Annotated in this window: 22 protein-coding genes; 10 read left to right on the top strand and 12 right to left on the bottom strand. The window is 73.0% G+C overall.

What is annotated here, in order from left to right; translation table 11 throughout:
• Positions 1-131: 131 nt before the first annotated feature.
• Together KV557_RS18495 and KV557_RS18490 are read left to right on the top strand one after the other, a co-directional pair.
• Positions 132-866, top strand: a complete 735-nt coding sequence (locus tag KV557_RS18495; RefSeq protein ID WP_218201609.1) for a polyprenol monophosphomannose synthase — start codon at positions 132-134, stop codon at positions 864-866.
• A gap of 88 nt (positions 867-954) precedes the next feature.
• Entirely contained in the window at positions 955-2,205 is a 1,251-nt protein-coding gene (locus KV557_RS18490; protein WP_218201607.1) for an FUSC family protein, read from the top strand.
• A gap of 48 nt (positions 2,206-2,253) precedes the next feature.
• On the opposite strand, the gene KV557_RS18485 is transcribed toward KV557_RS18490, so the two are convergent.
• From KV557_RS18485 to KV557_RS18455, 7 genes are all read right to left on the bottom strand, one after another.
• Entirely contained in the window at positions 2,254-2,700 is a 447-nt protein-coding gene (locus KV557_RS18485; RefSeq protein WP_218201606.1) for an SRPBCC family protein, read from the bottom strand.
• 4 nt (positions 2,701-2,704) lie between these two features.
• Positions 2,705-3,178, bottom strand: a complete 474-nt coding sequence (locus KV557_RS18480; RefSeq protein ID WP_218201604.1) for a VOC family protein — start codon at positions 3,176-3,178, stop codon at positions 2,705-2,707.
• Between the two features lie 97 nt (positions 3,179-3,275).
• The gene (locus KV557_RS18475; protein ID WP_218201603.1) at positions 3,276-5,282 is read right to left on the bottom strand and encodes a phosphocholine-specific phospholipase C; all 2,007 of its coding nucleotides are present in this window, start codon (positions 5,280-5,282) and stop codon (positions 3,276-3,278) included.
• A gap of 14 nt (positions 5,283-5,296) precedes the next feature.
• The gene (locus KV557_RS18470; protein WP_308129964.1) at positions 5,297-6,730 is read right to left on the bottom strand and encodes an endonuclease/exonuclease/phosphatase family protein; all 1,434 of its coding nucleotides are present in this window, start codon (positions 6,728-6,730) and stop codon (positions 5,297-5,299) included.
• A gap of 306 nt (positions 6,731-7,036) precedes the next feature.
• Entirely contained in the window at positions 7,037-8,281 is a 1,245-nt protein-coding gene (locus tag KV557_RS18465; protein ID WP_218201599.1) for a hypothetical protein, read from the bottom strand.
• Positions 8,271-9,008 (bottom strand): SigE family RNA polymerase sigma factor, encoded by a 738-nt coding sequence (locus KV557_RS18460; protein WP_374106643.1) that lies wholly within the window; start codon positions 9,006-9,008, stop codon positions 8,271-8,273. The genes KV557_RS18465 and KV557_RS18460 overlap by 11 nt, the downstream gene beginning before the upstream one ends.
• Positions 9,009-9,185: 177 nt before the next feature.
• The gene (locus tag KV557_RS18455; RefSeq protein WP_218201597.1) at positions 9,186-9,545 is read right to left on the bottom strand and encodes a PRC-barrel domain-containing protein; all 360 of its coding nucleotides are present in this window, start codon (positions 9,543-9,545) and stop codon (positions 9,186-9,188) included.
• 194 nt (positions 9,546-9,739) lie between these two features.
• Here KV557_RS18455 and KV557_RS18450 point away from each other — a divergent pair, with 194 nt between their 5' ends.
• A complete protein-coding gene (locus KV557_RS18450) occupies positions 9,740-10,438 on the top strand; it encodes a VC0807 family protein (RefSeq protein ID WP_218201595.1) in 699 nt (232 codons plus the stop codon).
• A gap of 22 nt (positions 10,439-10,460) precedes the next feature.
• Here the strand turns inward: KV557_RS18450 and KV557_RS18445 are convergent, their stop codons facing one another.
• On the bottom strand, positions 10,461-11,393 hold the full coding sequence (locus KV557_RS18445) for a LysR family transcriptional regulator (RefSeq protein ID WP_218201593.1): 933 nt from the start codon (positions 11,391-11,393) through the stop codon (positions 10,461-10,463).
• Positions 11,394-11,519: 126 nt separating this feature from the next.
• Here KV557_RS18445 and KV557_RS18440 point away from each other — a divergent pair, with 126 nt between their 5' ends.
• Together KV557_RS18440 and KV557_RS18435 are read left to right on the top strand one after the other, a co-directional pair.
• Positions 11,520-12,764, top strand: coding sequence for an MFS transporter (locus tag KV557_RS18440; protein WP_218201591.1), 1,245 nt, complete (start codon positions 11,520-11,522; stop codon positions 12,762-12,764).
• Between the two features lie 138 nt (positions 12,765-12,902).
• On the top strand, positions 12,903-13,640 hold the full coding sequence (locus KV557_RS18435; RefSeq protein ID WP_218201589.1) for a DUF4097 family beta strand repeat-containing protein: 738 nt from the start codon (positions 12,903-12,905) through the stop codon (positions 13,638-13,640).
• A gap of 31 nt (positions 13,641-13,671) precedes the next feature.
• Here the strand turns inward: KV557_RS18435 and KV557_RS18430 are convergent, their stop codons facing one another.
• A complete protein-coding gene (locus tag KV557_RS18430) occupies positions 13,672-14,277 on the bottom strand; it encodes a hypothetical protein (protein ID WP_256177605.1) in 606 nt (201 codons plus the stop codon).
• Between the two features lie 214 nt (positions 14,278-14,491).
• On the opposite strand from KV557_RS18430, the gene KV557_RS18425 reads away from it, so the two are divergent.
• The 4 genes from KV557_RS18425 to KV557_RS18410 all read left to right on the top strand — a co-directional run bounded on the left by KV557_RS18425 (position 14,492) and on the right by KV557_RS18410 (position 18,380).
• Positions 14,492-15,934: a DUF2079 domain-containing protein gene (locus KV557_RS18425; protein WP_218201586.1), complete on the top strand. Its 1,443-nt coding sequence runs from the start codon at positions 14,492-14,494 to the stop codon at positions 15,932-15,934.
• Between the two features lie 95 nt (positions 15,935-16,029).
• A complete protein-coding gene (locus tag KV557_RS18420; RefSeq protein ID WP_218201795.1) occupies positions 16,030-16,437 on the top strand; it encodes a GntR family transcriptional regulator in 408 nt (135 codons plus the stop codon).
• Positions 16,438-16,455: 18 nt separating this feature from the next.
• Positions 16,456-17,385 (top strand): ABC transporter ATP-binding protein, encoded by a 930-nt coding sequence (locus tag KV557_RS18415; protein WP_218201584.1) that lies wholly within the window; start codon positions 16,456-16,458, stop codon positions 17,383-17,385.
• Entirely contained in the window at positions 17,382-18,380 is a 999-nt protein-coding gene (locus tag KV557_RS18410) for an ABC transporter permease (RefSeq protein ID WP_218201583.1), read from the top strand. Before KV557_RS18415 ends, KV557_RS18410 begins: the two co-directional genes overlap by 4 nt.
• A 34-nt stretch (positions 18,381-18,414) precedes the next feature.
• Here KV557_RS18410 and KV557_RS18405 read toward each other — a convergent pair whose 3' ends face one another.
• The 3 genes from KV557_RS18405 to KV557_RS18395 form a co-directional block, all read right to left on the bottom strand.
• Positions 18,415-19,089 carry a response regulator transcription factor gene (locus tag KV557_RS18405; RefSeq protein ID WP_218201581.1) on the bottom strand — a complete coding sequence of 225 codons (675 nt, stop codon included), beginning with the start codon at positions 19,087-19,089 and terminating at the stop codon, positions 18,415-18,417.
• Positions 19,086-20,303 carry a sensor histidine kinase gene (locus KV557_RS18400; RefSeq protein WP_218201579.1) on the bottom strand — a complete coding sequence of 406 codons (1,218 nt, stop codon included), beginning with the start codon at positions 20,301-20,303 and terminating at the stop codon, positions 19,086-19,088. The genes KV557_RS18405 and KV557_RS18400 overlap by 4 nt, the downstream gene beginning before the upstream one ends.
• Before the next feature lie 98 nt (positions 20,304-20,401).
• A complete protein-coding gene (locus tag KV557_RS18395) occupies positions 20,402-22,591 on the bottom strand; it encodes an MMPL family transporter (RefSeq protein WP_218201577.1) in 2,190 nt (729 codons plus the stop codon).
• Positions 22,592-22,990: 399 nt separating this feature from the next.
• Here KV557_RS18395 and KV557_RS18390 point away from each other — a divergent pair, with 399 nt between their 5' ends.
• Positions 22,991-24,115: a DegT/DnrJ/EryC1/StrS family aminotransferase gene (locus KV557_RS18390; protein ID WP_218201575.1), complete on the top strand. Its 1,125-nt coding sequence runs from the start codon at positions 22,991-22,993 to the stop codon at positions 24,113-24,115.
• Positions 24,116-24,164: the final 49 nt, after the last annotated feature.

Genomic DNA, 24,164 nt, shown 5'->3' with positions numbered 1-24,164 from the left:
CTTAACGGTGCCCGACGACGAGGCTGCCGTTCGGCGCGGATACACTCGCACGGTCCAATCAGCAGGTCGTCACGGACAGCCGTCCGACGGGGCACGGGTGCCGGCCGGAGAGCGCGCGAGGGAATCAGAGCATGGTCGAGGCCTCCCCCAAGGTCGTTGTCGTCGTCCCCACGTACAACGAGCGGGAGAACCTTCCGGTCCTCGCGGGCCTGCTGGCGGAGCTGCCGGTGCCGAACCTGCACCTGCTGGTGGTCGACGACAGCTCGCCGGACGGCACCGGCGAGATCGCCGACAAGCTGGCCGCGGACTCGGACGGCACGGTCGGCGTGCTGCACCGCACCGAGAAGGACGGCCTCGGCCGCGCCTACCTGGCGGGCATGGCCCGGGCGCTGGACGAGGGCGCCGACGTGGTGGTGCAGATGGACGCCGACCTGTCCCACCCGGCCTCGGTGATACCGGCGATGGTGGAGGCCCTGCTCGCCGGCGACACCGCCGTGGTGCTCGGCTCGCGCTACGTGCCCGGCGGTTCGACCGCCGCCGAGTGGCCGTGGCACCGCAAGGCCCTCTCCGCGTGGGCCAACTTCTACGTCAACACGATCCTCGGCCTCGGCGTCAGGGACGCCACCGCGGGCTTCAAGGCCTGGCGGGCGAGCACACTGCGGGCGATCGACCTGCCGACCGTGCAGAGCAACGGCTACTCGTTCCAGGTCGAGATGAACTACCGCGTGGTCAAGCGAGGGATGACGATCCGCGAGGTGCCGATCCGCTTCGAGGAGCGGGTCGAGGGCGCGTCCAAGATGAGCCTCGGGGTGCAGGTCGAGTCCGCGCTGGCTCCCTGGAAGCTGCGCCTGGACCGCGACCAGTAGCCGCAACTCGTCGTCCCGGCGCGGGCATCCGGGTGCCGTCGGGCCCGATCGGCGGTGTGAACGGCGCCTGCGGGGAAAGAAGGGCGGCATGGCCCTTCTCCCGGAGTCCCTCACGTCGGAGTCCCTCACGGCCGCCGTCCGCCGAGGCGCCCGAGAACCGTTCGTCGTCCAGACCGTCCGGGCGACGGTGGCCGCCACCCTCTCCTACGTGGCGGCGACGCAGCTCAGCAGCGAGCCGGCCCCGCTGACGGCGCCCCTCACCGCGCTGCTGGTGGTGCAGGTCACCGTCTACTCGACGCTGAAGACCAGCATCCGCCGGGTCAACTCGGTGGTGGTCGGCGTGCTGATCGCGATCGGGTTCAGCGCCGTGGTGGGGCTCTCCTGGTGGAGCCTCGGGCTGATCATCCTGGCCTCGCTGACGATCGGCCGGTTCGTCCGGGTCGAGGAGTTCGTCCAGGAGGTCGCGATCAGCGCGATGCTGATCCTGGGCGTCACCAAGCTGGCCTCGCAGGCCTGGGACCGGGTGCTGGAGACGCTGATCGGCGCGGCCGTCGGCCTGTTGTTCAACCTGTTGTTCGCCCCGCCGGTCTGGGTGGACACCGCGGGCGCGTCGATCGAGGACCTGGCCCGGCGGGCCCGCCAGCTGCTGGTGGACATCGCCGAGGAGCTGGGCCGGCCCACCCCGCTCGCCTGGGCCGCGGAGCGGCTGCACGAGGCGCGCCGGCTCGACCAGGCAATCTCGCACGTCGACGCGGCGCTGCGGCAGGCGGAGGACAGCCTGCGGCTCAACCCGCGGATCAGCGAAGGGCTGCTGTCCCGGCTGGTGCTGCGCACCGGGCTCGACACGCTGGAGATCTGCGTGGTGGTGATCCGGGTGCTGGCCCGCTCGCTGACCGACCTCGCGAAGCGGCGCGGGCCCGGCGAGCGGCTGTTCGCGCCGGATGTCGCGGTGGCGCTGGAGGAACTGCTCGCGCACGTCGGCGGGGCGATGGTCAGCTTCGCGGTGCTGGTGACCACCCAGGTGAGCCGCAACGCCGAGGAGGCGGAGCAGCGGCTGGCCGCCGAACTGGCCGCGGCCTTGGCCTGCCGCGAGAACGTCGCCCAGTTGCTGTTGCGGCAGGTGCAGGAGCAACCGGAGGCCTGGCAGCTGCACGGTTCGCTGCTGGCCGAGGTGGACCGGATCCTGGACGAGCTGGACCTGGAGCACCGCAGCCGGCGGCTGATGGAGGAGCTGGACCGGGCCTCGGTGGCGAGCCGGGAGCGGTTCTCGCGGTTCGCCCGGCTGCGCCGCTGGGTGCGCGGCGAAAGGGGGCGCCCGGCCGTGGAGGCCGGGCGCTGATCCGCCTCGCGTTCAGGGCAGTCAGGGCAGTCAGGGCAGTCAGGGCAGTCAGGGCATGGTCCACGGCTGCTGCGGCAGCGGGTGGCCGGTCTCCAGGTAGGTCTTGAGGTTGGAGAGCACCGCCGACCAGCCCTGCTCCGAGTCCGCCCGTTCCGCCTCGCCGAGGTTGTCGTGGGTGACGGTGAGCCGGGTGAGGTCCCGCCAGCCCTGGATCTCGAAGGTGACCCGGGACGGTCCGGACGGGCCGGGACCGTCCGGTGCGGCCCACGTGGTGACCAGCCGGTGCGGGCGGTCGGCGGTCTCGACGATGCCGATGACGTCGGCGATCCCGGAGTCGTCGGCGCGCTGGTGCTCCCAGGGCGCGCCGGGCAGCCAGGTGGAGATGTTGCGGTGGCCCCAGTAGATGCCGGACTCGTCGGCGTTGGTGAGGGCGTGCCACACGCGCTCGGGCGTGGCGCGCAGGTAGACGATGCTGCGGTAGGAGAGCGCGGTCACGGCCTCAGCCCTTGGCCGCGTCGAGCAGCGGCTGGATCTCGATCTTCTGCATCCGCATCATGGTCGCCATCACGCGGTCGGCCTTGGCGCGGTCCGGGTCGCCGATCAGGTCCAGCAGGACGCGCGGCGTGATCTGCCAGGAGAGGCCGAAGCGGTCCTTGAGCCAGCCGCACGGGCCCCCCTGGCCACCGTCGGCGGTGAGCTTGGCCCAGAGCTCGTCGACCTCCTGCTGGTCGTCGCATTCCACCTGGAGCGAGACGGCCTCGGTGAAGTGGAACTCGGGGCCGCCGTTGAGGGCCACGTACGCCCGGCCGGCGAGTTCGAATTCGACGGTCATGACCGAGCCGGCCGCGCCGGGGCCGGCCTCTCCGTAGCGGGTGAGCTGCGTGATACGGGAGTTGGGGAAGAGCGAGGTGTAGAAGGCGGCGGCCTCTTCGGCCTGGTCGTCGAACCAGAGGAAGGTGGTGATTTTCTGCATGCGCCCGACGGTAGCGGCGGGCCCCGGCCGGGCGGCCGAGCCACGGCCGGGGGTCACCGGTTCGGCGTCCCCTGGCCGTGGCCGTTCTACCGGCAGGTCAGTGCACCCAGCCCGCGTAGCGGCGGCTGAACCGCCGGCCGGTGTGGGCGGTGACGACGACGTCGTAGCGGCCCTGCTTGTCCAGCGGCCAGGCCAGGTTGACCTGCTTGCCCGGCTTGACCCAGACGGTCTGCGCGGTGCCCGCGAAGTCGTTCGGGACGGCGGTGAAGGCGACGTCGGTCAGGCCGTCGTTGGCCACCTGGAGGGTGAGCCGCACACTGCCGTGCAGGTCGGCGGTGACGATCGGCACGCCGACGTCGTTCTGGCCGTCCTGCCCGTCGCGGACGACGGTGCCGGCGAAGCGGCGGACGAAGCCGTCCGGGCCGTGCACGGTGAAGTCGTAGCGGCCGTTGGTGGCCGCGGCGTCCCACACGTACGTCGCGGTGGCGCCGGGGGCGACGGTACAGGGGGTGCCCGCGAACGGGAACACGATGTTCGGGTAGACGGTGTAGGGGAACGCCACCGAACCGTCGTTGCTCATCGTGCAGGTGACCTTGCCGGTCTTCCGGTCCACCTCGGCGTCGGCCCACGGCTGGTACGGCAGCGGGCGGTGCGGGCGCTCGCCGCGCTCCTGGACGGGCATCGACTGGGCGCCGACGGCCGGCAGCGCGACGCCGGGCAGCTTGGTGCCCGCGTCGGCCCTGGCCATCAGGGCGTTGGTGTCGGGCAGGCGCGGGATCGAGTAGTCCGGCGCGGCGAAGTCGAAGCAGCTGGTGAGATCGCCGCAGACGGCCCGGCGCCAGGCGGAGATGTTGGGCTCGGCGACGCCGGTGACCACCTCCATGAAGCGCAGCACCGAGGTGTGGTCGAAGACCTGCGAGTTGACCCAGCCGCCGCGCGACCACGGAGAGGCGACCCAGAGCGGCACGCGGTTGCCGAGGCCGATCGCCCGGCCGTGGGTGAATTCCTCGGGCGTGCCGGCCTCGGGGGTGGGCGGGACCATGTGGTCGAAGTAGCCGTCGTTCTCGTCGTACATGACGAGGAAGACGGTGTGCTGCCACACCTTCGGGTTGGACATCAGCGACTGCAGCGCCATGTCCACCCAGTGCGCGCCGTAGGCCGGGCCGGCCTCCGGGTGCTCCGAGAAGAGGTAGGGCGCGACCAGCCAGGAGATGGTCGGCAGGGTGCCGTCCTTGCAGTGCCGGTCGAAGTCGGCCGGGTCGAACTTGGTCATCGCGTTGACGTAACGCGGGTCGTCCTTCGGGAAGTTGTGGAACTGCTTGAAGTACGAGAGCGCGTTGTCGTCGTAGTCGCCGGCGCGGTCGTCCTTGCTGGGGTTGTGGTAGACGCGCCAGCTGATGCCCGCCTTCTCCAGGCGCTCGGCGTAGGTGGTCCAGTCGGCGACGGGGTTGTCGGTGACCGGCGTGTTGTCGATCCACGGGCCCGTGGTGCCGTCGCGGCCGGGGCCGGCGGTGCCCGTCCACAGGTAGAGCCGGTTGGGGTCGGTGGGACCGGCGAGGGAGGTGAAGTAGGCGTCGCAGAGGGTGAACGCGTCGGCCAGGGCGTACTGGTAGGGGATGTCGTCGCGGGTGAAGTAGCCCATGGTGCGCTCGCCCTTGGCGGCGATCCACTTGTTCATCGCGCCGTTGTTGATGGCCTGGTGGCCGGTGGCCCAGTCGTGGGCGAGACCGCCGGCGTTCTGCGCGTTGTACTTGGAGGTGTCCATCCGGTACGGCAGCATCACGCCGCCGTCGCTGCGCCGGCTGTCGGGCTGGCGGAACACGTCGGTGCCGTCCGGGAATTGGAGCGCCTGCTTGTCGCCGTAGCCGCGCACGCCGTTGAGCGTGCCGAAGTAGTGGTCGAAGCTGCGGTTCTCCTGCATCAGGACGACGACGTGCTTGACGTCCTGGACGGTGCCGGTGAGCTGCTCGGGCGCGTCGGCTGCGGCGTCGGCGGGGGCCTCGGCGGGGGCGGCTTCCGCGGAGGTGGCGGCGAGGCCGGTCAGCGCGGCGGCCCCGGCGGCCGCGGTGGCGCCGACGAAGGTGCGGCGGGAGAGTTCGGACATGGCGAACTGGCCTCTCAGAGCTGGAAGGTGGCGACGGCGGCGGCGGTGTCGGACGGCCACTCGTTGGCCGCGGTGTTCGGCTCGGCCTGCGGCCAGTCGGCGACGAGCGTGTGCGCCTCGACCAGCTTGAGCGGGCCCGCGTACTGCACGTAGTCGATGCGGTCCTGCGGCTCCGGGTTGGCGCCGCGCTGCTTGCGGGTGGGCGACCAGGTGGTGCCGGGGATCCTGGCCGGGTCGGGGTTCTCCTCGCGGCAGGTGTCGGTCAGCCCTGCGGCCTGAAGCGCCGCGGTGACGGGCCAGTTGACCGGTCCGACGCCGCCGTGCGCGGGCGCGGTGGCGGCCGTCCAGTCGAGGTGGGAGGGCGAGGAGAGCGCCCCGGCGAGCACCACCGGGGTGTGCTTGGCGATGTCCGCCCGGACGGCGGCAGCCAGCGCGTTGGCCTGCTTCAGCCGGACGGAGGCGTTCTCGGCGGCCTCCGCCTGGGCGGCGGTTCGGCCGTCCTGGACGGCGTACGGGCCGTAGTCGGCCTCGTCGAGGTGCGCGGACCAGAAGCGGAGGGCACGGCCGCCGGGCAGTCGGACGGTCGCGCCGGCGGCGGGCAGCTCGGCCGTCGCCGGGGTGACGTCGGCGAGCGGGTAGCGGCTGAGGATGCCGACGCTGCCCGGGCTCTGGTAGGCGTACCAGCCGAGCGCGGTCGCGAGGGTCTGCGCCTGGGTGCCCGCGGTCTCCTGGAGCGCCAGCACGTCCAGGCCCTGGGCGAGTACGACGCGCAGCTGCTTCTCCAGCGCGTCGGTGTAGCCGGCGCCCGCGTTGTGCAGGTTCCAGCTGGCGGTCTTCAGGCGCAGCGGCCCGGCCGGGTCGGCGACCGGGATCAGCACGGTGACGGTGTCGGTCGCACCGGCGCTGTCCTTGACGCCGACGACGACCAGCTCGGGGTTCTTGCTGCTTGTGGGTGCCGTGCCGGTGAGGGTTCCGTCGGCGCTGACCGAGGCCCAGGCCGCGCCACCGACCTTGCAGAAGGCGGCGGTACCGGCCGGGTTGCCGGCCGGGCGGGACCAGAGGCCGCCGAGCTTGACGGACACCGCCGCGCCCGGGGCGACGGGGGCGGTGGTCAGGGAGTCGACGGCGCTGTGCGGGCGGACCACGGCGGGCTTGGGGCGGAAGCTGAACGGCTCGCTCTGGGCGAGGATGCCGTAGCCGTCCTTGGCGAGCAGGTAGGCGCTGTAGGGGCCGCCGGTCAGCGCGGAGGTGTCGAGCTGGAGGTCGCCGGAGCCGGCCGGGGTGTACTTCCACAGGAGGGAGGAACCGGTGCCGGGCGTGCGGCTGCCGTCGTAGATGCCGACCCAGTTCTTGGCGTCGGGGGCGTCGGTGGTCCAGTGGAAGGTGACCCGGTCGCCTTCGGTCGGGTTGGCGGGTGCGGTGAGGGTCAGGGCGCTGCCTGCGGCCACGGTTGTCCTGTCCGCCGCCGGGAGGCCGGGTCCGCCGGGATCGTCGGGGATCGTCGGCGGCCGGGTCCGCGCGCGGCTGGTCACGGAGGCTGGGAGGAGTGACCCGCAGTTGGCTGTACAACTGCGGGCGCCCTCATTCACCCGAAGGTCGGCGACGCGGGTGTGAACGACGCATGACGGAACGTCGGGCGGTTCGGGAACTCCCCGCCCAGGGGTGTGGCATCGGGGCCGGCCGGGGGTCCGCCGGGTTTCCCCGCGCGGCGGCCCGGCAGGGATCAACTCCCCTGCCGGGCCACCGTGTTGACGTCAGGAGCGCCAGGCCGGGTTGGTGACGATCGCCTTCAGCCCGTTCACGTCGAGCGCGGGATCACCGGGCTTGAAGGTGAAGCCGTTCTCGCCGTTCCACTCCGAGATCCGCACCTGGCTGCCGTCCGGGTAGTACACCGTGGCCGTCCAGTGCAGCACCGGATCCGTGGCGCCCTTCCCGTTACCGAAGCGGTTGGTGTCGACGATCGTGCCGTCGGGCCGCTTCTCCCGGACCTCCAGCGGAGTCGTGTAGTCGTGGTCCATGCTCTTCAGCTCGTCCCGGCCGCGCTGGGACGGCGGCTCCACGCCCACCATCAGCATGCTGCTGCGGCCGTCGACAGTCGCCGTGAGCACGGCACGCTTGTCGTCCTGGCCAGAGACCTTCGCCCCGGCGGGCAGCAGCGGGACCAGCTTCGCGAGCAGATCCGCGTTCGACGGGCCCTGCGACTGGCCCTGCGAGGGGGTCGGCGCCGGGGCGTCGCCCGGCTTCGGCGCCCCGGGGACGGGAGCGAGCGAGGCGAAGATCCGGTCCCACGCAGGGGCGGTCAGCAAGGCGGTCAGCTGATCGGCGGTCAGCGGCGGGTTCGGCCGGTTCGAGGCCCCCGGCTGCCCGTTGTACTCGGTGACCATCACCCGCCGACCGTCCGGGCCGGCCCACGTGGCCCGCCACTCGCGCTTGGCAGCGTTGTAGCTGTCCCGCAGCTTGTCGATGACCAGGGCGGATCCGTCCGGGCGGACAGTGCGGTCGCAGGAGTCCTGTGGCGTGCTGAACGGGTCCGCGCAGACCGTGCCCGCGTCGGGCCGAAGGTCCGTCCGCTCCGCCGACACCTCGACGATGCTCTCCCCCGCCCCGTCGTCGAACCAGAGTGTGGCGCCGGTCCGGTGCTGGCCCCGGTCGCCGGCGCCGCCGTCGACGATCACTCGCACCTTGCCCGGCGGGAGCAACTCGGAGATCAGCCCGACAACCTCCTCGCTCGACATCTTCGGCAGGTCCGGCGCCGGCGGGTCGGCCGGGCCGACGGCGCCGAACGGTCCGTGGCCGACGGCCGCGAAGCCGCCGGCCCCCGCCAGGACCAGCACTGCGAGCCCGCCCGCGAAGGCGGTACGACGGCGGCGGCGGCGCCGGCGGCGCCCGCGCTGCTCGGCGTTCGCCGCGAGGGTGTGCTTCACCGGCTCCGGCGCCAGCTCGGCGGCGCCGCGCAGGGCGCGGGCGAAGTCGTCCGCGAACTCGTCGTCAGTGGGCATGGCGCAGCACCGCCTTCTCGGAGGATGGGTTCGTTCCGGTCGTGCCTGTCGGTCCTGCGGTGCCTGCCGGTCCCGCGGTGCCTGCCGGTCCGGGCGTGCCTGTCGGTCCCGCGGTGCCTGCCGGTCCGGGCGTGCCTGTCGGTCCCGCGGTGCCTGCCGGTCCGGCCGTGTCGGTGTGTCCGGCCGTGTCGGCGGGTCGGCGCACGGCCGCGTCGATGTCGTCGCCCAGCACGCCGCGCATCCGGGCCAGCGCCCGCCTGCTGCGCGAGCGGACGACGCTGGCGCTCAGGCGCAGGGCGGTCGCCGTGTCCTCGACGCTGCGGTCCTCCCAGAACCTGAGCACCAGCACGGCGCGGTCCTTGGCCGGGAGCTCGGCGAGGGCGCGCAGCAGTGTCAGTCGGAGCGTCGGGTCCGGGTCGTCCACGCCGACCTCGGGGAACTCGTCGGTGACGTGCTCGGAGGCGCTGCGCTTGCGGCGGTACGAGAGGAAGGTGTTGACCAGGACGGTCTGCGCGTAGCCGCTGGGGTTGTCCAGCCGGGATATCTTCCGCCACTTGACGAAGATCCGGCCGAGCGCCTCCTGCACGAGGTCCTCGGCGAGGTGGGCGTCACCGCCGGTGAGGAGGAAGGCGGTCCGCAGGAGATGGCGTCCGCGGGACGCGACGAAGTCCGGGAACTCCGGCCACCGTGTTTCGGCCGCGGCGTCCGGACTCGATGATTGATCCATACCTTGGTAACGCGGTGGGCCTGGCGTCGCGTGACAGCTTGATCGTCAGGAGATCGTATGAACGGCTGAGCACCCCTGGGCGTGTCGGCGCCCCGGACCAGGGAGCTCGGGCGCCGAGCCAGAGCTCAAGGCCGATCACTATACCCGGTGGGGTATCCGGCCCGCCGCCGTCCGCCGTCAGCGGCGGGCCAGGCGGCGCTCCCCGCCGGCGCCGGTCGCATACGGCAGCTCGTAGTGCGCGAACACCTCGGGCTCGTCCGCCGCGGGCAGAACGTCGTCGGTGCCGATCGCCGGCGCCTGCTTGACCTGGCTCTTCGGGAACGCCACCCGGACGTAGCCGGGCCCGACCACGGCACCGTCCAGCGGGACGAAGACCAGGCGGCGCCTGGTCGCCACGCCGACCGTCACGGTGGCGAAGAACGGCTGGTCGGTGGCCGTCTCCACGTAAACGGACTCCAGCGAGCCGATGCGGTGGCCCTTCTCGTCCACCACCGCGTGGCCCCGCCACTCCCGGATGTCTGCCATGCCGATCGCCATGGCCTCCCGCCTTCCTGTCGCCCACCCCCGATCCCCCATCCTCCGCCGGGAGGCGCGGGCTCGCCCGGCGGGCGCCCCTCGCCCGATCGGGTGAAAGCTCCGGCTGCCCGTTTGTGCACGCCCGGAAATAGCGCAGGTCAGCGGTGATCCACTACTGTCCGGTCCGACAATCATGGGGACTATCGGGGGAAACTGTGTCGGATCAAGCTCCGGCCCGTAACGGGCGGACTGCCGCCCTCAGCTGGGCACTCACCATCACCTTCAACATCATCGCGCCGCTGGTGACGCTGAATCAGCTCACCCACCACGGCGTCAGCGAGTTCAACGCGCTGCTGATCTCCGGCCTCTGGTCGGTGGTCGACATGGCGATCTATATCGCGTGGCACCGCCGGGTCGACGAGTTCGCGGTGATGACCCTGGTCTTCCTGGCGATCAGCGCCGTGGTCGCCCTGGTTGGGCCGCACTCGGCCCGGCTCCTGCTGGTCAAGGACTCCGGCGTGACCGGACTGATCGGCCTCTTCTTCCTGGCGACGCTGGCCGCGCCCCGCCCGCTGATGTTCTACACCGGCCGGAAGTTCGCCACCGACGGCACCCGGGAGGCGATCGAACGCTGGAACGCCCTGTGGGAGCTGCCCGGCTTCCGCCGCGTCCAGCGCATGCTGACCCTCGGCTGGGGCCTTGGCTTCATCGTCGAGGCGGTGACCCGGATCGGCCTCTCCTACCGGCTCACCACGACGCAGATGGCCACCGTCAACAGCGTCCTGACCTACGTCTTCCTCGGTGTCCTGATCCTGTGGACCATCACCTACGCCAAGCGGGCCCGCGCCAAGGGCGCGGCCGCGGCGGCGGCTGCTGCTGCTGCCGCCGCCGCCGCCGAGCCTGCCGAGGTCTGATCCGGCCTGCCACCGCCCCGGCTCATCGCCTCGCCCAGGCCGGGGCCCATGTCTCGCCCTCGATGTGGGCTGCCGGGGTGGTGGCGAGGTGGGTCCGCAGGGCCGTGAGGGCGGGGTGCGGATTGTCGCGGTGCCAGATCAGGGAGTGCGGGTAGACCGGCGTCGGGTCGTGCAGGGCGATCCGGCGCAGGCCGTGGCCGGCGGGCCAGACCAGGCGGGTGCCCTCGCCGGTGAGGGTCGCCAGGCCCGGGGTGTCGGCGATCACGTCCAGCAGCGCATCGGGGCCGAAGTTGGGGCCGGTCGCCTCGATGGTGAGCCCGAACGCCCCGACGAGGTCCTCGTAGTACGCGCCCCACTCCGTGCCGGGCGCGATGCCCGGGATCCAGATCCGGTGGCCGACCAGTTCGGCGAGGGCGACCGACCGGGCGTTCGCGAGCGCGTGGCCCGGGCCGGTGAGCAAAAGGAGGGGTTCGTCGATCACCGGCATCGTCTCGATTTCCTCGGGCAGTTCCTGTCCGGGCATGGTGACGGCTCTGTAGGACGCGTCGATCGTCCCGGAGCGGATCGCGGCCACGGCCCCGTCGATGTCGACCAGGGTCACCACGTCGAGTTCGATCTCGGGGTGCGTCCGGTAGAAGTCCCGGAGCAGCGCCGCCGAGACGGTCCGCCGGCCGATTACGTCGACCCGCAGGGCGCGACTCCCCGGCCGCACCGAGGCTGCCGCACGCTCCTCGGCCCGCAGGAGTTCGCGGGCGTGGGGCAGGAACGCCTGTCCGTCGATGGTGAGTTCGGCGCCGCGCGGGGTCCGGTTGAACAGCCGCACCCCGAGGGCCTGCTCCAGCGCGGCGACGCGCTTGGAGACGGCCTGCTGGGTGATCGACAGCTCGACGGCGGCTTCCTGGAACTGGCCCGCCTCGGCGGCGGCCACGAAGGTGCGTACGGCGTTGAGGTCCATACCGGGGATCCTAGAGGCACAACGGATGGTTGTCCGGAACCGGTCCCATGGTTGTTTGATCTGCATCACTGCCGTTCGCTTTGATGATCCCGATCACCGTTCGGTTGTTCGGGAGGGGCGCGGGCTATGTGGGGCAAACACTCTCTGGGACGGCGGTTCGCGTGGCTCTGGGCCGCGTACGCGGCGAGCGCGCTCGGCACCCGGCTCGCGTTCAACGCGTTCCCGCTGATCGCGGTCCGGGTGCTGCACGCCGGGCCGACGGCGGTGGCCGTCCTGGCGGCGGCGGGCGCGGCGGTCGGTGCGGCGGTGGCCGTGCCGCTGGGGCCGTGGGTCGAGTTCCGGCGCAAGCGACCGGTGATGATCGCGATGGACCTGGTCCGGTGCGCGGCGCTGCTGAGCATCCCCGCCGCCTTCGCGCTCGGCCGGCTCGGCTTCGGCCAGCTCCTGGCCGTGTCCGTGGTGGTCGCCGCAGCCGACATCACGTTCGGCGTGGCCGGCGGCGCCTACCTCAAGACCCTCGTCCCGCAGGAGAAGCTGCTGGCCGCCAACGCCCGCTTCGAATCCACCACCTGGACCACCACCATCCTCGGCCCACCGCTCGGCGGCGCCGCGATCGGCCTGCTCGGCCCGGTCACCACCGTGGTGGCCGACGCGGTCAGCTATCTGCTCTCGGCGCTCGGCCTGCGGGCGATCGGCGGCCGTGAGGCGCGGCCCGAGCGCGACGACACCGCACGCCTGCGGGCCGGCGACCTGCTCGACGGCTGGCGGTTCCTGCTCGCCGACCCGGCGCTGCGTCCCCTGTTCCTCAACACCGTGCTGGTCAACGGCCTCATCATGGCCACCGAGCCGCTGCTCGCCGTCCTGATGCTCGGCCCGCTCGGGTTCGCCCCCTGGCAGTACGGCCTCGCGTTCGCCGTGCCCTGCCTCGGCGGCCTGCTCGGCTCCCGGCTGGCCCGGCCGCTCGTCGCCCGGTACGGCCGGCACCGGGTGCTGCTCACCGCCGGGGCGCTGCGGGCGTGCTGGCTGCCCGGGCTGGTCCTGGTCCGCCCCGGCGTCCCGGGGCTGTTGCTGGTGATGGCCGTCGAGCTGGGGATGATCACGTGCATCGGCGTGTTCAACCCGGTGTACGCCACCTACCGGCTCACCCGGACCGCACCGGACCGGGTCGCCCGTGTGCTGTCCGCGTGGTCGGTGACCGCCAAGGCCGCGATCGCCGTCCTCACCTCCGTGTGGGGCGTGCTCGGCGGACTGACCGGCCCGCGCACCGCGCTCGGACTCGCGGGCCTGCTCCTGCTCGCGACCCCGCTGCTGCTACCGCGCCGCGAGCAGGCACCGGAGCCCGAGCGCGCTGCTGCCGCGAGGGGGGTGTGAGGTACCGCGGGGTGGTGGTGCCTGCTTCACGAAGACTGGGGGGCTAGCCCCATCGTCCGGGCCTGCGTCGTGCGGTTACCGTCCTTGAGAGTTCGCTTCGCGTTCTCACCACAGGTTCGCACCACAGGGGGGATCGGCATGGGCCGGCAGCGCACGTACGTCGGGGCTCTGGTGATCGTCGGGACGGTCGCGATGGCCATCGGGGGCCTCAGCGCCTGCTCGCCGATGAGCAGGAGCAGCTTCCAGGACGACGCGACCGTCACCGAGCAGGTCACCGCCGTCCGGCTGGACACAGACGCCGGGAGCGTCACCGTGCAGGGGAAGGCCGGCGCCACGCAGGTCTCCGTCCACCGGGCCGTCGAGTACGACCGCGACCGCCCCGGCGGCACCACGCGGGTGGAGAACGGGGTGCTCGTGCTCGGCGGCTGCGGGGATGACTGCTCGGTGGGGTACACGGTCGAGATACCGGCCGGACTGCCGATCAGCGGGAAGACCTCGGCCGGGGAGATCAGGCTCTCCCAGGTCGGCGAGGTCTCGGTGCGGACGAGTTCGGGCGGCATCACGCTCGACGGCGTGACCGGGCCGGTCGACGCGCACACGTCGAACGGCAGCATCCACGGCACGGCACTGCAGGGTGACCGGATCCGCGCCCAGACCAGCAACGGCGAGATCCGGCTCAGCCCCGCCAAGGCCCAGGACGTCACGGCCAAGACCTCCAACGGCGCCATCACCCTGACCGTCCCGCCCGCCGGCTACCACGTCACCACGTCCACCAGCAGCGGCGGCATACACATCGGCGTCGCGGACGACCCGGCCGCGCCCTACCGGCTGGACCTCAGCACCTCCAACGGCGGCATCACCGTTCAGACGAGCTGAGGAACTCCCGTACCAGTCCGACGGGCTCGGGTCAGAGCCCCACCTGGGTCTCTGCACGCTGGCGGATGTACTCGTCGGGGTGCGTCCGGGCGATCTCCACCGCGCGCTCCACCAGCGGGTGCAGTTCGGCCGGGTAGGCGCGCGGGACGAGGGGCAGCCCGGGGAGGATGCTGCGCCGCACGTCCAGGTCCTCGTTGGTGACGAACTCCCGCAGCGCGGCGGCGTGCCACGCGTCCCGGACGCTCGCGCCGTCGTCGGCGCCGATCGCCGTCCAGTTGTCGCCGACCGACAGGGCCGTCCAGTACCAGGCCCGCGCCGCACCCGCGCGCTCGGTGTCGGTGCCGGTCTGCAGCCAGGCGAGCAGCGCCGTCCGGACCCGGCGCCGGCCGAACGCCGCCAGGGCCGGCTCGACGAGGCGCCGGTTGAAGCTCGGGTTGGGGTCGTAGACCGCCGCCGCCAGTAACGCCTCGAAGTACTCCTCCGGCAGGTCGGTGCGCCCGGCGAGCACCTTGTGGACCTCCCACCGCCCGGCGTTCGCGTAGTCCGGCCCCGGCGCGACCTCGGCTCCGAGCAGTCGGAGCACGGCCGCCAGCCGCTGCTCGAACGCCTGCGATCCGTCGTCAGTGCGTCCGGGCAACGGCCGGAGACTCCGCACTTCGCCCGCCGTTTCCTTGGTTTCCACGAACCCCTCCTCATTCTGAGTCATCGGCACACTACTCGCTGCACACGTGTTCGGAGGTCGTTTTCGCGCAGGCCGGAGGACCGGTTCCGCGCTGCCGGACCGGGCTTGACGGCCGCTCGGGACTTCCACCACCCTTCCACTAATCGAATAGTGAAAGGGTACTTTGTTGATGCAAGCGGTCCTCTCGCCCATCCGCCCGCCCCACTCCCCGCGCCCGCCCCGTCCCCTCCCCCGCCCACTCACCGCCCTGCGCCGACCGGCCGTCCTGGCCTGGGGCCTTGCGGCCGGCTTCGCGGCGCTCTACATCTGCGTCGCCGTCAACCGGCACCGGCGCGGCCTCACCAAGGCCTACGACCTGGGCATCTTCGAGCAGGCGGTCCGCGCGTACGCGCACGGCCAGGCGCCGATCGTGCCGATCAAGGGGCCGGGCTACCACCTGCTCGGGGACCACTTCCACCCGCTGATCGCCGCCCTCGCCCCGGCCTACCGGGTCTTCCCGAGCCCGGTCACCCTCGTGGTCGCCCAGGCGCTGCTGATGGCGCCGGCCGTCGTCCCGCTCACCCGCTGGGCGCACGAGGTGGCCGGGCCGCGGGCGGCGCTGGTCGTCGGCTGCGCCACCGGGGCGTCCTGGGGGATCGTCCGGGCGGCCTCCGACGACTTCCACGAGATCGCGTTCGCCGTCCCACTGCTCGCCTTCGCCGCCACCGCGCTCGGGCGGCGCCGGCCACTGGCCGCCGCGCTCTGGTCGCTGCCGCTGCTGCTGGTCAAGGAGGATCTGGGCCTGACGGTGGCCGCCGTCGGCGCACTGATCGCCTGGCAGGCCCGGGAGGACCGGCGCAGCCTGCTGCCCGGTCTGGCGCTCGCGGCCGTCGGACTCGCCGCGACCGCGATCACCGTGCTCGTCGTCCTGCCCTTGTTCAACCCGACCGGCGGCTTCGACTACTGGCAGCAGGTGGACGGCGGCGGGCGGCCCTCGGTCTGGTCGCTGGCCCTACGGCTGGTCTGGCCGCCGATCAAGTGGCTGCTGCTGTTCCTGCTCGCCGCCACCGCCGGCTTCCTCGGCCTGCGCTCGCCGCTCTTCCTGCTCTGCGCGCCCACCCTGGCCTGGCGCCTGCTGTCGACCAACTCGAACTACTGGGGCGTCAGTTACCACTACAGCGCCGTGCTGATGCCGCTCGTGCTCGCCGCGCTGGTGGACTCCCTGCGCCGCGTCGACGTCGGCCGCGCCCGGCGCGCGCTCGCCGTCAGCGCCCTGGTGACGGCCGTGACGCTGCCGCTCTACCCCTTACACGAGGTCGTGATGCCGGAGGCCTGGCGGACCTCGCCGCGGCTCACCGAGACCCGGGCGATGCTCCGCCTGATACCCGACGACGCCACCGTCGCCGCCTCCAACCGGCTGGCGGCGCAGCTCACCAGCCGGGCGGACGTCACCCTGGTCTGCCGGGAGCCGGTCGGGCCGGGGCCGGAGTGGGTGGCCGTCGACCTGCGCGATCCGAGCGTGAACTCCCCGTGCGCCACCGCCGCCACCGCGCACATGCTGGAGCGGTACCAGCAGGACGGCTACCGGCGGCTGATCGATCAGGACGGCCTCCTCCTGCTCAAACGCCCCTGATGGTCCGCGCGCCCGACACCCCCCGGGTCCGGCTTGACCCGCGCGCCGCAGTGGGCCACCATTCCACTATTGAACTAGTGAAAGGCCGCAACGCCGTGATCGAGTACCGCATCGAGCGGCGCAGCGGCGTCTCCACGTACCAGCAGATCGTGCAGCAGACCAAACAGGCCCTGCGGCTCGGCCTGCTGCAGCCCGGGGACAAGCTGCCGACCGCCAGGGAGGTGGTCGAGCTGACGGCGATCAACCCCAACACCGTGCTGAAGGCCTACCGCGAACTCGAACGCGAGGGCCTGGTCGAACCCCGTCCGGGGCTCGGCACCTTCGTCCGGCGCTCGCTCGCCCGGCCGGAGGCGGCGGCCGACGGGCCGCTGCGCGCGGACCTGGTCGGCTGGGTGGACCAGGCCCGGGAGGCCGGGCTGGAGCGCGAGGACATCGCCGCGCTGATGGCCTCCGTACTGGAGCAGCGTTTCGACACCGGGGTCTCCCCGGCAACACCGAACTGAGGACAGTGGGGGGACCGGGTGGACGACCCGACGACCGTACCGCCGGCGCTGGAGGCCGTCGGCCTCGGCAAGCAGTACCGGGGCGACTGGGCCCTGCGGGACTGCGACTTCGCCGTCCCGGCCGGGCGGATCTGCGGAGTGGTGGGCCCGAACGGGGCCGGCAAGAGCACCCTGCTCGGCCTCGCCGCCCGCCTGCTCGCCCCCACCGAGGGCGAGCTGCGGGTCCTCGGCGAGCCCGCCACCGCGCCGGAACTGCGCGCCCGCGTCGCGTACGTGGCGCAGGACAAGCCGCTCTACCCGGGCTTCACCGTCGCCGAGACCCTGCGGCTGGGCAGTGAGCTCAACCCCGCCTGGGACGACGAGATGGCCCAACAGATCGTCGAGCAGGGCGAGCTGAAGCAGCGGGCGCGGATCGGCTCGCTCTCCGGCGGTCAGCGCACCCGGGTCTCCCTGGCCCTCGCCCTCGGCAAGCGGCCCGACCTGCTGCTGCTCGACGAGCCGATGGCCGACCTCGACCCGCTCGCCCGGCACCAGCTCATGGGCACGCTGATGGCCGAGGCCGCCGAGCGCGGCACCACCATCGTGCTGTCCTCGCACATCCTTCCCGAGCTGGACGGCGTCATCGACTTCCTGCTGCTCGTGCAGCGCGGACGGATCCGGCTGGCCGGCGACCTGGAGGACATCCTGGACGGGCACCAGCTGCTCACCGGCCCCGCCGAGGCCGCCGGTGCCGACGCCCTGCCCGCCGAGGTGCTGGTCGAACAGCGTGTCGGCGGGCGCCGGGCCACCGCGCTGGTGCGCACCGGCGAACCGCTGGACGGTCCGTGGGAGGGCGGCCGGCCGGGCCTGGAGGATCTACTGCTCGGCTACCTCCGCGCACCGGCCGCCACCGGGCCCGGCACCACCCCCGGGGAGGCCACCCCCATGAACGACGAGGTCGCCGCATGAGTATGAACGTCCTGACCGGCCGCGCCGGCGCCACCGCGTCGGCCAGTCGGCGCCCCACCGCCCGCCGGGTGCGCGGACTGCTCTGGCTGACGCTCCGTCAGAATCGCGCCGTCCTGTGGACGCTGGCGGTCCTGGTGGTTCTCGTGGCGGCCGACCTGCTCTGGATCCACATCGCCAGCCGGCACGTCGTGGGAGTCCTGAGGCGGACCGGGTGCTACTACCCCGAGACCTGGTCCAACGGCCAGTGCTGGACCTTGCTCTCGCCCATCAACCGGCCGACCTACTGGTACGTCTCCATCCTCCAGCCCGCCGTCACCGCGCTCCCCCTGCTGATCGGCGTGTTCATCGGCGCGCCGCTGCTCGCCCAGGAGTACGAGCGCGGCACTATCCGCCTCATACGGGCGCAGTCGGTCAGCCCCCGGCGCTGGCTGGCCTCCCGCCTCGCGGTACCCGGCCTCGCCGTACTGGCCGCCACTGGCGTGCTCGCCGCGCTGATGAGCTGGGTGTGGTGGGTGGACATCGTGCACGGCCCGATCGCGTTCGACCCGCCGTTCCAGTTCTTCACCTACCCCGCCCTCGGGGTCGCACCGGTCGCCTGGTCCCTGTTCGCGCTCGCGCTGGGCGTGCTGATCGGCCAGCTGGTGCGCCGTACGCTGCCCGCGATGTTCCTCACCGGCGCTCTGGTCGCGATCATGTACGGCCTGGTCCGCTGGGCCCGCCCGTACTTCTACCCCCTCGTGGACCAGGTGGTCCCGCTGAACGAGGCGCACCCGACCAACTCGTGGCTGATCGACCGCGGAGTCGTCATGGCCGACGGCAGCCGCGTCAGCACCGATGTATGCCTGGGCACGGTCCGCTGCGACGGAGCCACCGCCTCCTGGATCCAGTACCATCCCGCCGCTCACCTCGTGCCGATCCAACTGGTCGAGGCCGCCCTCCTGTTGGTGCTCACCGCCGTCGCGTTGGCGGTCGTCTTCCGCCGGATGCGGCCGTAACGTCCCCATCGGGGCCGATAAGGACAGGCGCCGGTCAGGACGGGCGGCCCGGCGGGACGAGGCCGGACTGGTAGGCGATGGCGACGAGTTGGGCGCGGTCGCGGGCGTCCAGCTTGGCCATCGCGCGGTGCACGTGGGTGCGGACGGTGAACGGGCTGACGTACATCCGCTCCGCGATCTCCTCGTTGGTGAGGCCGGTGGCGGCCATCGACATCACCTCGCGCTCCCGGGCGGTGAGCACGGCGAGGCGCTCGGCGGTGTCGGCGGCCGCCGGACCGGGCTGGGCGAGGAACTGGTCGATGACGGCGCGGGTGGCCGCCGGTGAGAGGAGCGCGTCGCCGGCGGCGACCGTGCGGACGGCGGCGAGGAGTTCCTTCGGGTCCGCGCCCTTGCCCAGGAAGCCGCCGGCGCCCGCGCGCAGGGCCTGGGCCACGTACTCGTCGATCTCGAACGTGGTGAGGATGAGCACCCGGGTGCCGGCCAGCTCCTCGTCTCCGCAAATGGCGGCCGTCGCGCCGAGACCGTCGGCGCCGGGCATGCGGATGTCCATCAGGACGATGTCGGGCTTGGTGGCGCGGGCGAGCTCCACCGCCTCGTGGCCGTCGGCGGCCTCGCCGACGACCTCCATGTCGTCCTCGGCGTCGATGAGGACGCGGAAGGCACCGCGCAGCAGGGCCTGGTCGTCGGCGAGCAGTACGCGGATGGTCATCGGTGGTCCTTGTCGTCTCGGGCGGCGGTGCGCAGCGGGAGTTCGGCGGTGACGAGGAAGCCGCCGCCCGGGCGGTGGTCGGCGGCGAGCCGGCCGCCGACGGCGCCGGCCCGTTCGCGCATGCCGATCAGGCCGAAGCCGCCCTCGCCGGAGACCTGGCTGGGCAGCAGCACAGGGCGGCGGCCGGCCGTGGGCGTGGGGCCGCCGTTGGCGACGGTGACGGCGACCCGGCTCTCGCTGTAGCCGATGGTGACTTCGGCGTCGGCGCCGCGCGCGTGCTTGGCGACGTTGGTCAGGGATTCCTGGACGATCCGGTAGGCGGTGAGGTCGACGCCGGGCGACAGCGGCCGGGCCTCGCCCTCGACGGCGAGCCGGACCGGGAGGCCGGCCCGTTCGAAGGCGCTGATCAGGTCGGGGAGCCGGTCGAGACCGGGAGTTGGTTCCAGCGGGGCCGGGTCCTCGGCGCGGCGCAGCAGGCCGACGGTGGCGCGCAGCTCCTGGAGCGCGGAGCCGGTGGCGTCGGTGATGTGGCTGAGGACCTCGCGGGCCTGGGCGGGGTGGCTGTCCATGAGGTGGAGGGCGATGCCGGCCTGGGCGTTGGCGAGGGCGATGTGGTGGGCGACGACGTCGTGGAGGTCGCGGGCGATCCGGATGCGCTCGTCGGCGACGCGGCGGCGGGCCTCCTCCTCGCGGGTGCGCTCGGCGCGTTCGGCGCGTTCCTCGATGGCGGCGAGGTGGGCGCGGCGGTTGCGGATGGAGTCGCCGATGGCGCCGGGGAGCAGGGCCCAGGCGAGGACGCCGAGCCGTTCGCCGATGTGGCCGCCCGTGTCGGCGAGCAGCGAGGTCGCGGTGAGGATCACGGCGGTGAGGACGGAGGCGCGCAGCGCGGTGGTGCGGTCGGTGCGGACCGCGAGGAAGTACAGCGCGCAGAGCAGGGGCGTGGCCAGGGCGGGGGTGAGCCGGGGGGCGGTCAGGGTGAGCAGCAGGGAGCAGACGAGCGTGACGGCGACGACGGCGCGCGGGTAGCGGCGGTGGCCGAACACGGCAGCGGCGGAGATCAGCCCGATGACGCCGGTGAGCGGATCGAGGCCTGTGTAGTGGCCGGCCTGGTCGAGCGTGGCGCCGAGGCCGGTGGAGGTGATCAGGGCGGCGCCGCCGATGACGTCCAGCAGGCGGGGGTGGTTCTGGCGCAGGCGCTGCCAGGTGTCGGTCATGGTCGGCTCTCCGGGTCGCGAGTCGGGGGCCGTCGACGCACGCGGCGACGGCCCCCGACTGCAACGGTAATCGGTCGGTGTTCGAACCGGTGCCCGTGCTAGACGCCGACGGACTCCCGGACCGGGGCCGGCTCGGGGGCGGCGGTGTGCAGCTTGCTGCCCTCGACGTCGACGTCCGGTATCAGCCGGTCGAGCCGGCGCGGCAGCCACCAGGCCCGGCGGCCGAGCAGGGCGAGGACGGCCGGCACGATCGTCATCCGGACCACGAAGGCGTCGAAGGCGACGGCGGCCGCGAGCCCCAGGCCCATCATCTTGATCATCGGCTCGCTCATGCCGATGAAGCCCGCGAAGACGGAGATCATGATGAAGGCGGCGGCGGTGACCACCCGGGCGTTGTGCCGGAACCCGGTGACGATCGCCTCGCCGGGCTGCTCGCCGTGGACGAAGCCCTCGCGGATCCGGGTGACCAGGAACACCTCGTAGTCCATGGCCAGGCCGAAGACCACGCCGACCATGAAGATCGGCATCATGCTCATGACCGGGCCGGTCTGCTGCACACCGATCAGGTCGGCGAGCCAGCCCCACTGGAAGACCGCGACGACGGCACCGAGCGCGGCGGCCACCGACAGCAGGAAGCCGAGCGCGGCCTTCAGCGGGACGAGGACGGAACGGAACACCACCAGCAGCAGGAGGACGGCCAGGCCGACGACCACGGCGAGGTACGGCAGCAGCGCGTCGTTGAGCTTCTGCGACACGTCGATGTTCATCGCCGTGGTGCCGCTGACCAGGACGCTCGCCCCGGTGGCCGTCTTCAGGCCGGCGGCGTGGCCGCGGATGGCGTGCACCAGGTCGTTGGTCCGGGCGGCGCTCGGGCCGGTGGCCGGTATCGCGTTGAGCAGGGCCGTGTCGCCGGCCTTGTTGAACTTCGGCGGCGTGACGGTGACGACGCCGGGCAGGCCGGCGACGGTCTTGGCGACCTCGCTCGCGGCGGCCTTGGGGTCGGGGGCGCCCTTGGCGTCCACCACGACGGTCAGCGGGCCGTTGAAGCCGGGGCCGAAGCCCTCGGAGAGCAGGTCGTAAGCGCGGCGCTCGGTGGTGGAGGTGGGTTTGGCCTCGTCGCCCGGCAGGCCGAGCCGCAGGTCGAGTGCGGGGGCGGCGAGCACGCCGAGGCCGATCACACCGCCGAGCAGCACGGCGAGCGGGCGGCGCAGCACGAACCGGGCCCAGCGGGCGCCGCCGTTCTCCTTCGACGGCTCGCCGCCGCCCTTGCGGATCTTGCGGGGCAGCACCCGGCGGCCGATGAAGCCGAGCAGCGCGGGCACCAGGGTGAGCGCGACCAGGACGGCGATGACGACCGTGCCGGCGGCGGCCATGCCCATCTTGGCGAGGAGCGGGATGCCGACCACGGAGAGCCCGGCGAGGGCGATCACCACGGTGAGCCCCGCGAACACCACGGCGGAGCCGGCGGTGCCGACGGCCCGCCCGGCGGCCTCCTGGGGCGTGCGGCCCTCGGCGAGCTCGGCGCGGTAGCGGGAGACGATGAACACCGCGTAGTCGATGCCGACCGCGAGGCCGAGCATCATCGCGAGCGTGCCGGTGGTGCTGGACAGGCCCAGCATGCTGCCGAACGCGGTGATCAGGGCCATCCCGAGGCCGACGCCGACCACCGCGGTGAGCAGTGGCAGCCCGGCGGCGACCAGCGAGCCGAAGGTGATCACCAGGACGACCGCGGACAGCGCCATGCCGATGGCCTCGCTGCTCCCGCCGGTCTTGCCCTTGGTGCTCAGCGCGTTCCCGCCGATCTCGACCTTGAGCCCGGCGTCCCGTCCGTGCTGGGCGGCCTGCTCCAGGGCGTCCTTGGCGCCCGTGGAAAGCGTGCCCGCCTTCACGGAGTAGCTGACGGTCGCGTACGCGGTGGTGCCGTCCTTGGAGACGGCGCCGGCCTTGAACGGGCTGACCGCGCCGGTGACCTCCTCGGCGTGGGCGAGTTCGGCGACCGTCCGCTCGACCGCCTGCTGGTTGGGGCCGGCGGTGATCTTCTGCCCGGAGGGCGCGACGAACACCAGTCGCGCGGAGGCGCCGTCGGCGTGGCCGCCGGGGAAGCGCTCGTTCATGAGGTCGAAGGCCTTCTGCGCCTCCGTCCCGGGCATCGCGAAGCCGTCGTCGGGGGCGGCGGGCGCCTTGGCCGCGAGGACCCCGCCGACCGCCAGCAGCGCGACCCAGAGCAGGGTCACCAGCCGGCGCCGGACGAAGGCCCATCGGCCCAGACGGTAAAGGAACGTGGCCACGGGAGAGCGGACTCCTTCGGATCTCGGTCAGTGCGCGCCGCGGACGGGGCCGGCACCGGTGTAGGTGCGGTCCGCCCGCAGCGTGACCCATCCTTGATCGCCGGCCCCTCCTCCGTCGTCGTCCCTGCGCAGACAGTTTCCGTACTGCGGACGCAGTACGACCCCTCCCCGGACGGCGGAACGCGCGGCCTCCGCCGGGAGCAGCCGGGGGTGCTCCAGCAGGCGCAGGCCGGGCCCGCACGAGGGCCGCGCGAGACCCGGGTCACCCGTGCGGACGGTGACGACGGGCCGTGCGCGGGCGGGCGAAGTAGCGTGATGTGCCTGGCCCGGCCGTTTCCGGACGCCCGGCCCGACCCCACCCGATCGGTGCTGACCCCAGCCCGCCGCCGGAGGTGCCCCATGGGCGTTCCCGCCGCCCGCATCGTGTTCGACGAGAGCGACCGCACGGCCGTCGCGGACGCGGTGGCGGAGATCCTCGCCACCGGCGCGCTCACCCTCGGCCCCTGGACCGAGCGCTTCGAGCAGGCCTTCGCCGCCGAGCACGGTGCCTCGCACGCCGTCGCGGTGGCCAGCGGCACGGCGGCGCTGGAGGTGATCCTGCGCAGCATCGGCGTCCGCGACCGCGACGTGGTCGTCCCGGCCGTCACCTTCTACGCGACCGCCGGCGCCGTCCTCCACGCGGGCGGCCGTCCGGTGATCGCCGACGTCGACCCAGCCACCCTCGCGCTCGCCCCGGACACCCTGGAGGCGGCCCTCACCCCGGATACCGCCGCCGTCGTACTCGTGCACATCGGCGGGCTGATCACCCCCGACGTCGACGCCCTGCGCGCCGTCTGCGACCGGCGCGGTATCCCGCTCGTCGAGGACGCCGCGCACGCCCACGGCAGCAGCATCGGCGGGCGCGCCGCCGGCTCGTTCGGCCTGGCCGGCGCGTTCTCCTTCTACCCGACCAAGGTCACCACCAGCGGCGAGGGCGGCATGATCCTCACCGAGTCGCCCGAGCTGCGCGACGAGGCCCGGATCTACCGCGACCAGGGCAAGGGCTCGTTCACCACCAACCACCACGTGCTGCCGGGCTACTCCTGGCGGATGAGCGAGCTGAACGCCGCCGTCGGCGCCGTCCACCTGCGCCGGATCAAGGAGTTCATCGAGACCCGCCGCGCGGTCGCCCGCCGGTACGACGCGGCGCTGGCCGGGCTGGACGGCCTGGATCCGGTGCTCGAACCGGCCGGCTGCCGCAGCAACTACTACAAGTACGTGGCGCTGCTGCCGCGCGGCGTCGAGCGGGCCGACTTCAAACGGGCCGTCGCCGAGGAGTACGGCGTGCGGCTCTCCGGCGAGGTGTACGACCTGCCGCTGCACCTCCAGCCGGTGCTCGCCCCCTACCGGCGTGGTCCGCTGCCCGCCGCCGAGGACGTCTGCGCGCGGCAGATCTGCCTGCCGGTGCACTCCGACATGACCGAGGACGAGGCCGACCAGGTCGTCGAGGCCGTCTCGGCCGTCCACCGGCGGCTCGCCGGCTAGCGGACCGGGCGATCGGCCGCCCGGCGAAGACCGACCGTCCGAGCAGGTA

Origin of the sequence: Kitasatospora aureofaciens (assembly GCF_019192735.1) — a bacterium.
Lineage (GTDB): Bacteria > Actinomycetota > Actinomycetes > Streptomycetales > Streptomycetaceae > Kitasatospora > Kitasatospora aureofaciens_A.
The sequence above is the reverse complement of the archived record's forward strand: the minus strand, read 5'-3'. Positions and strand labels throughout refer to the sequence as shown.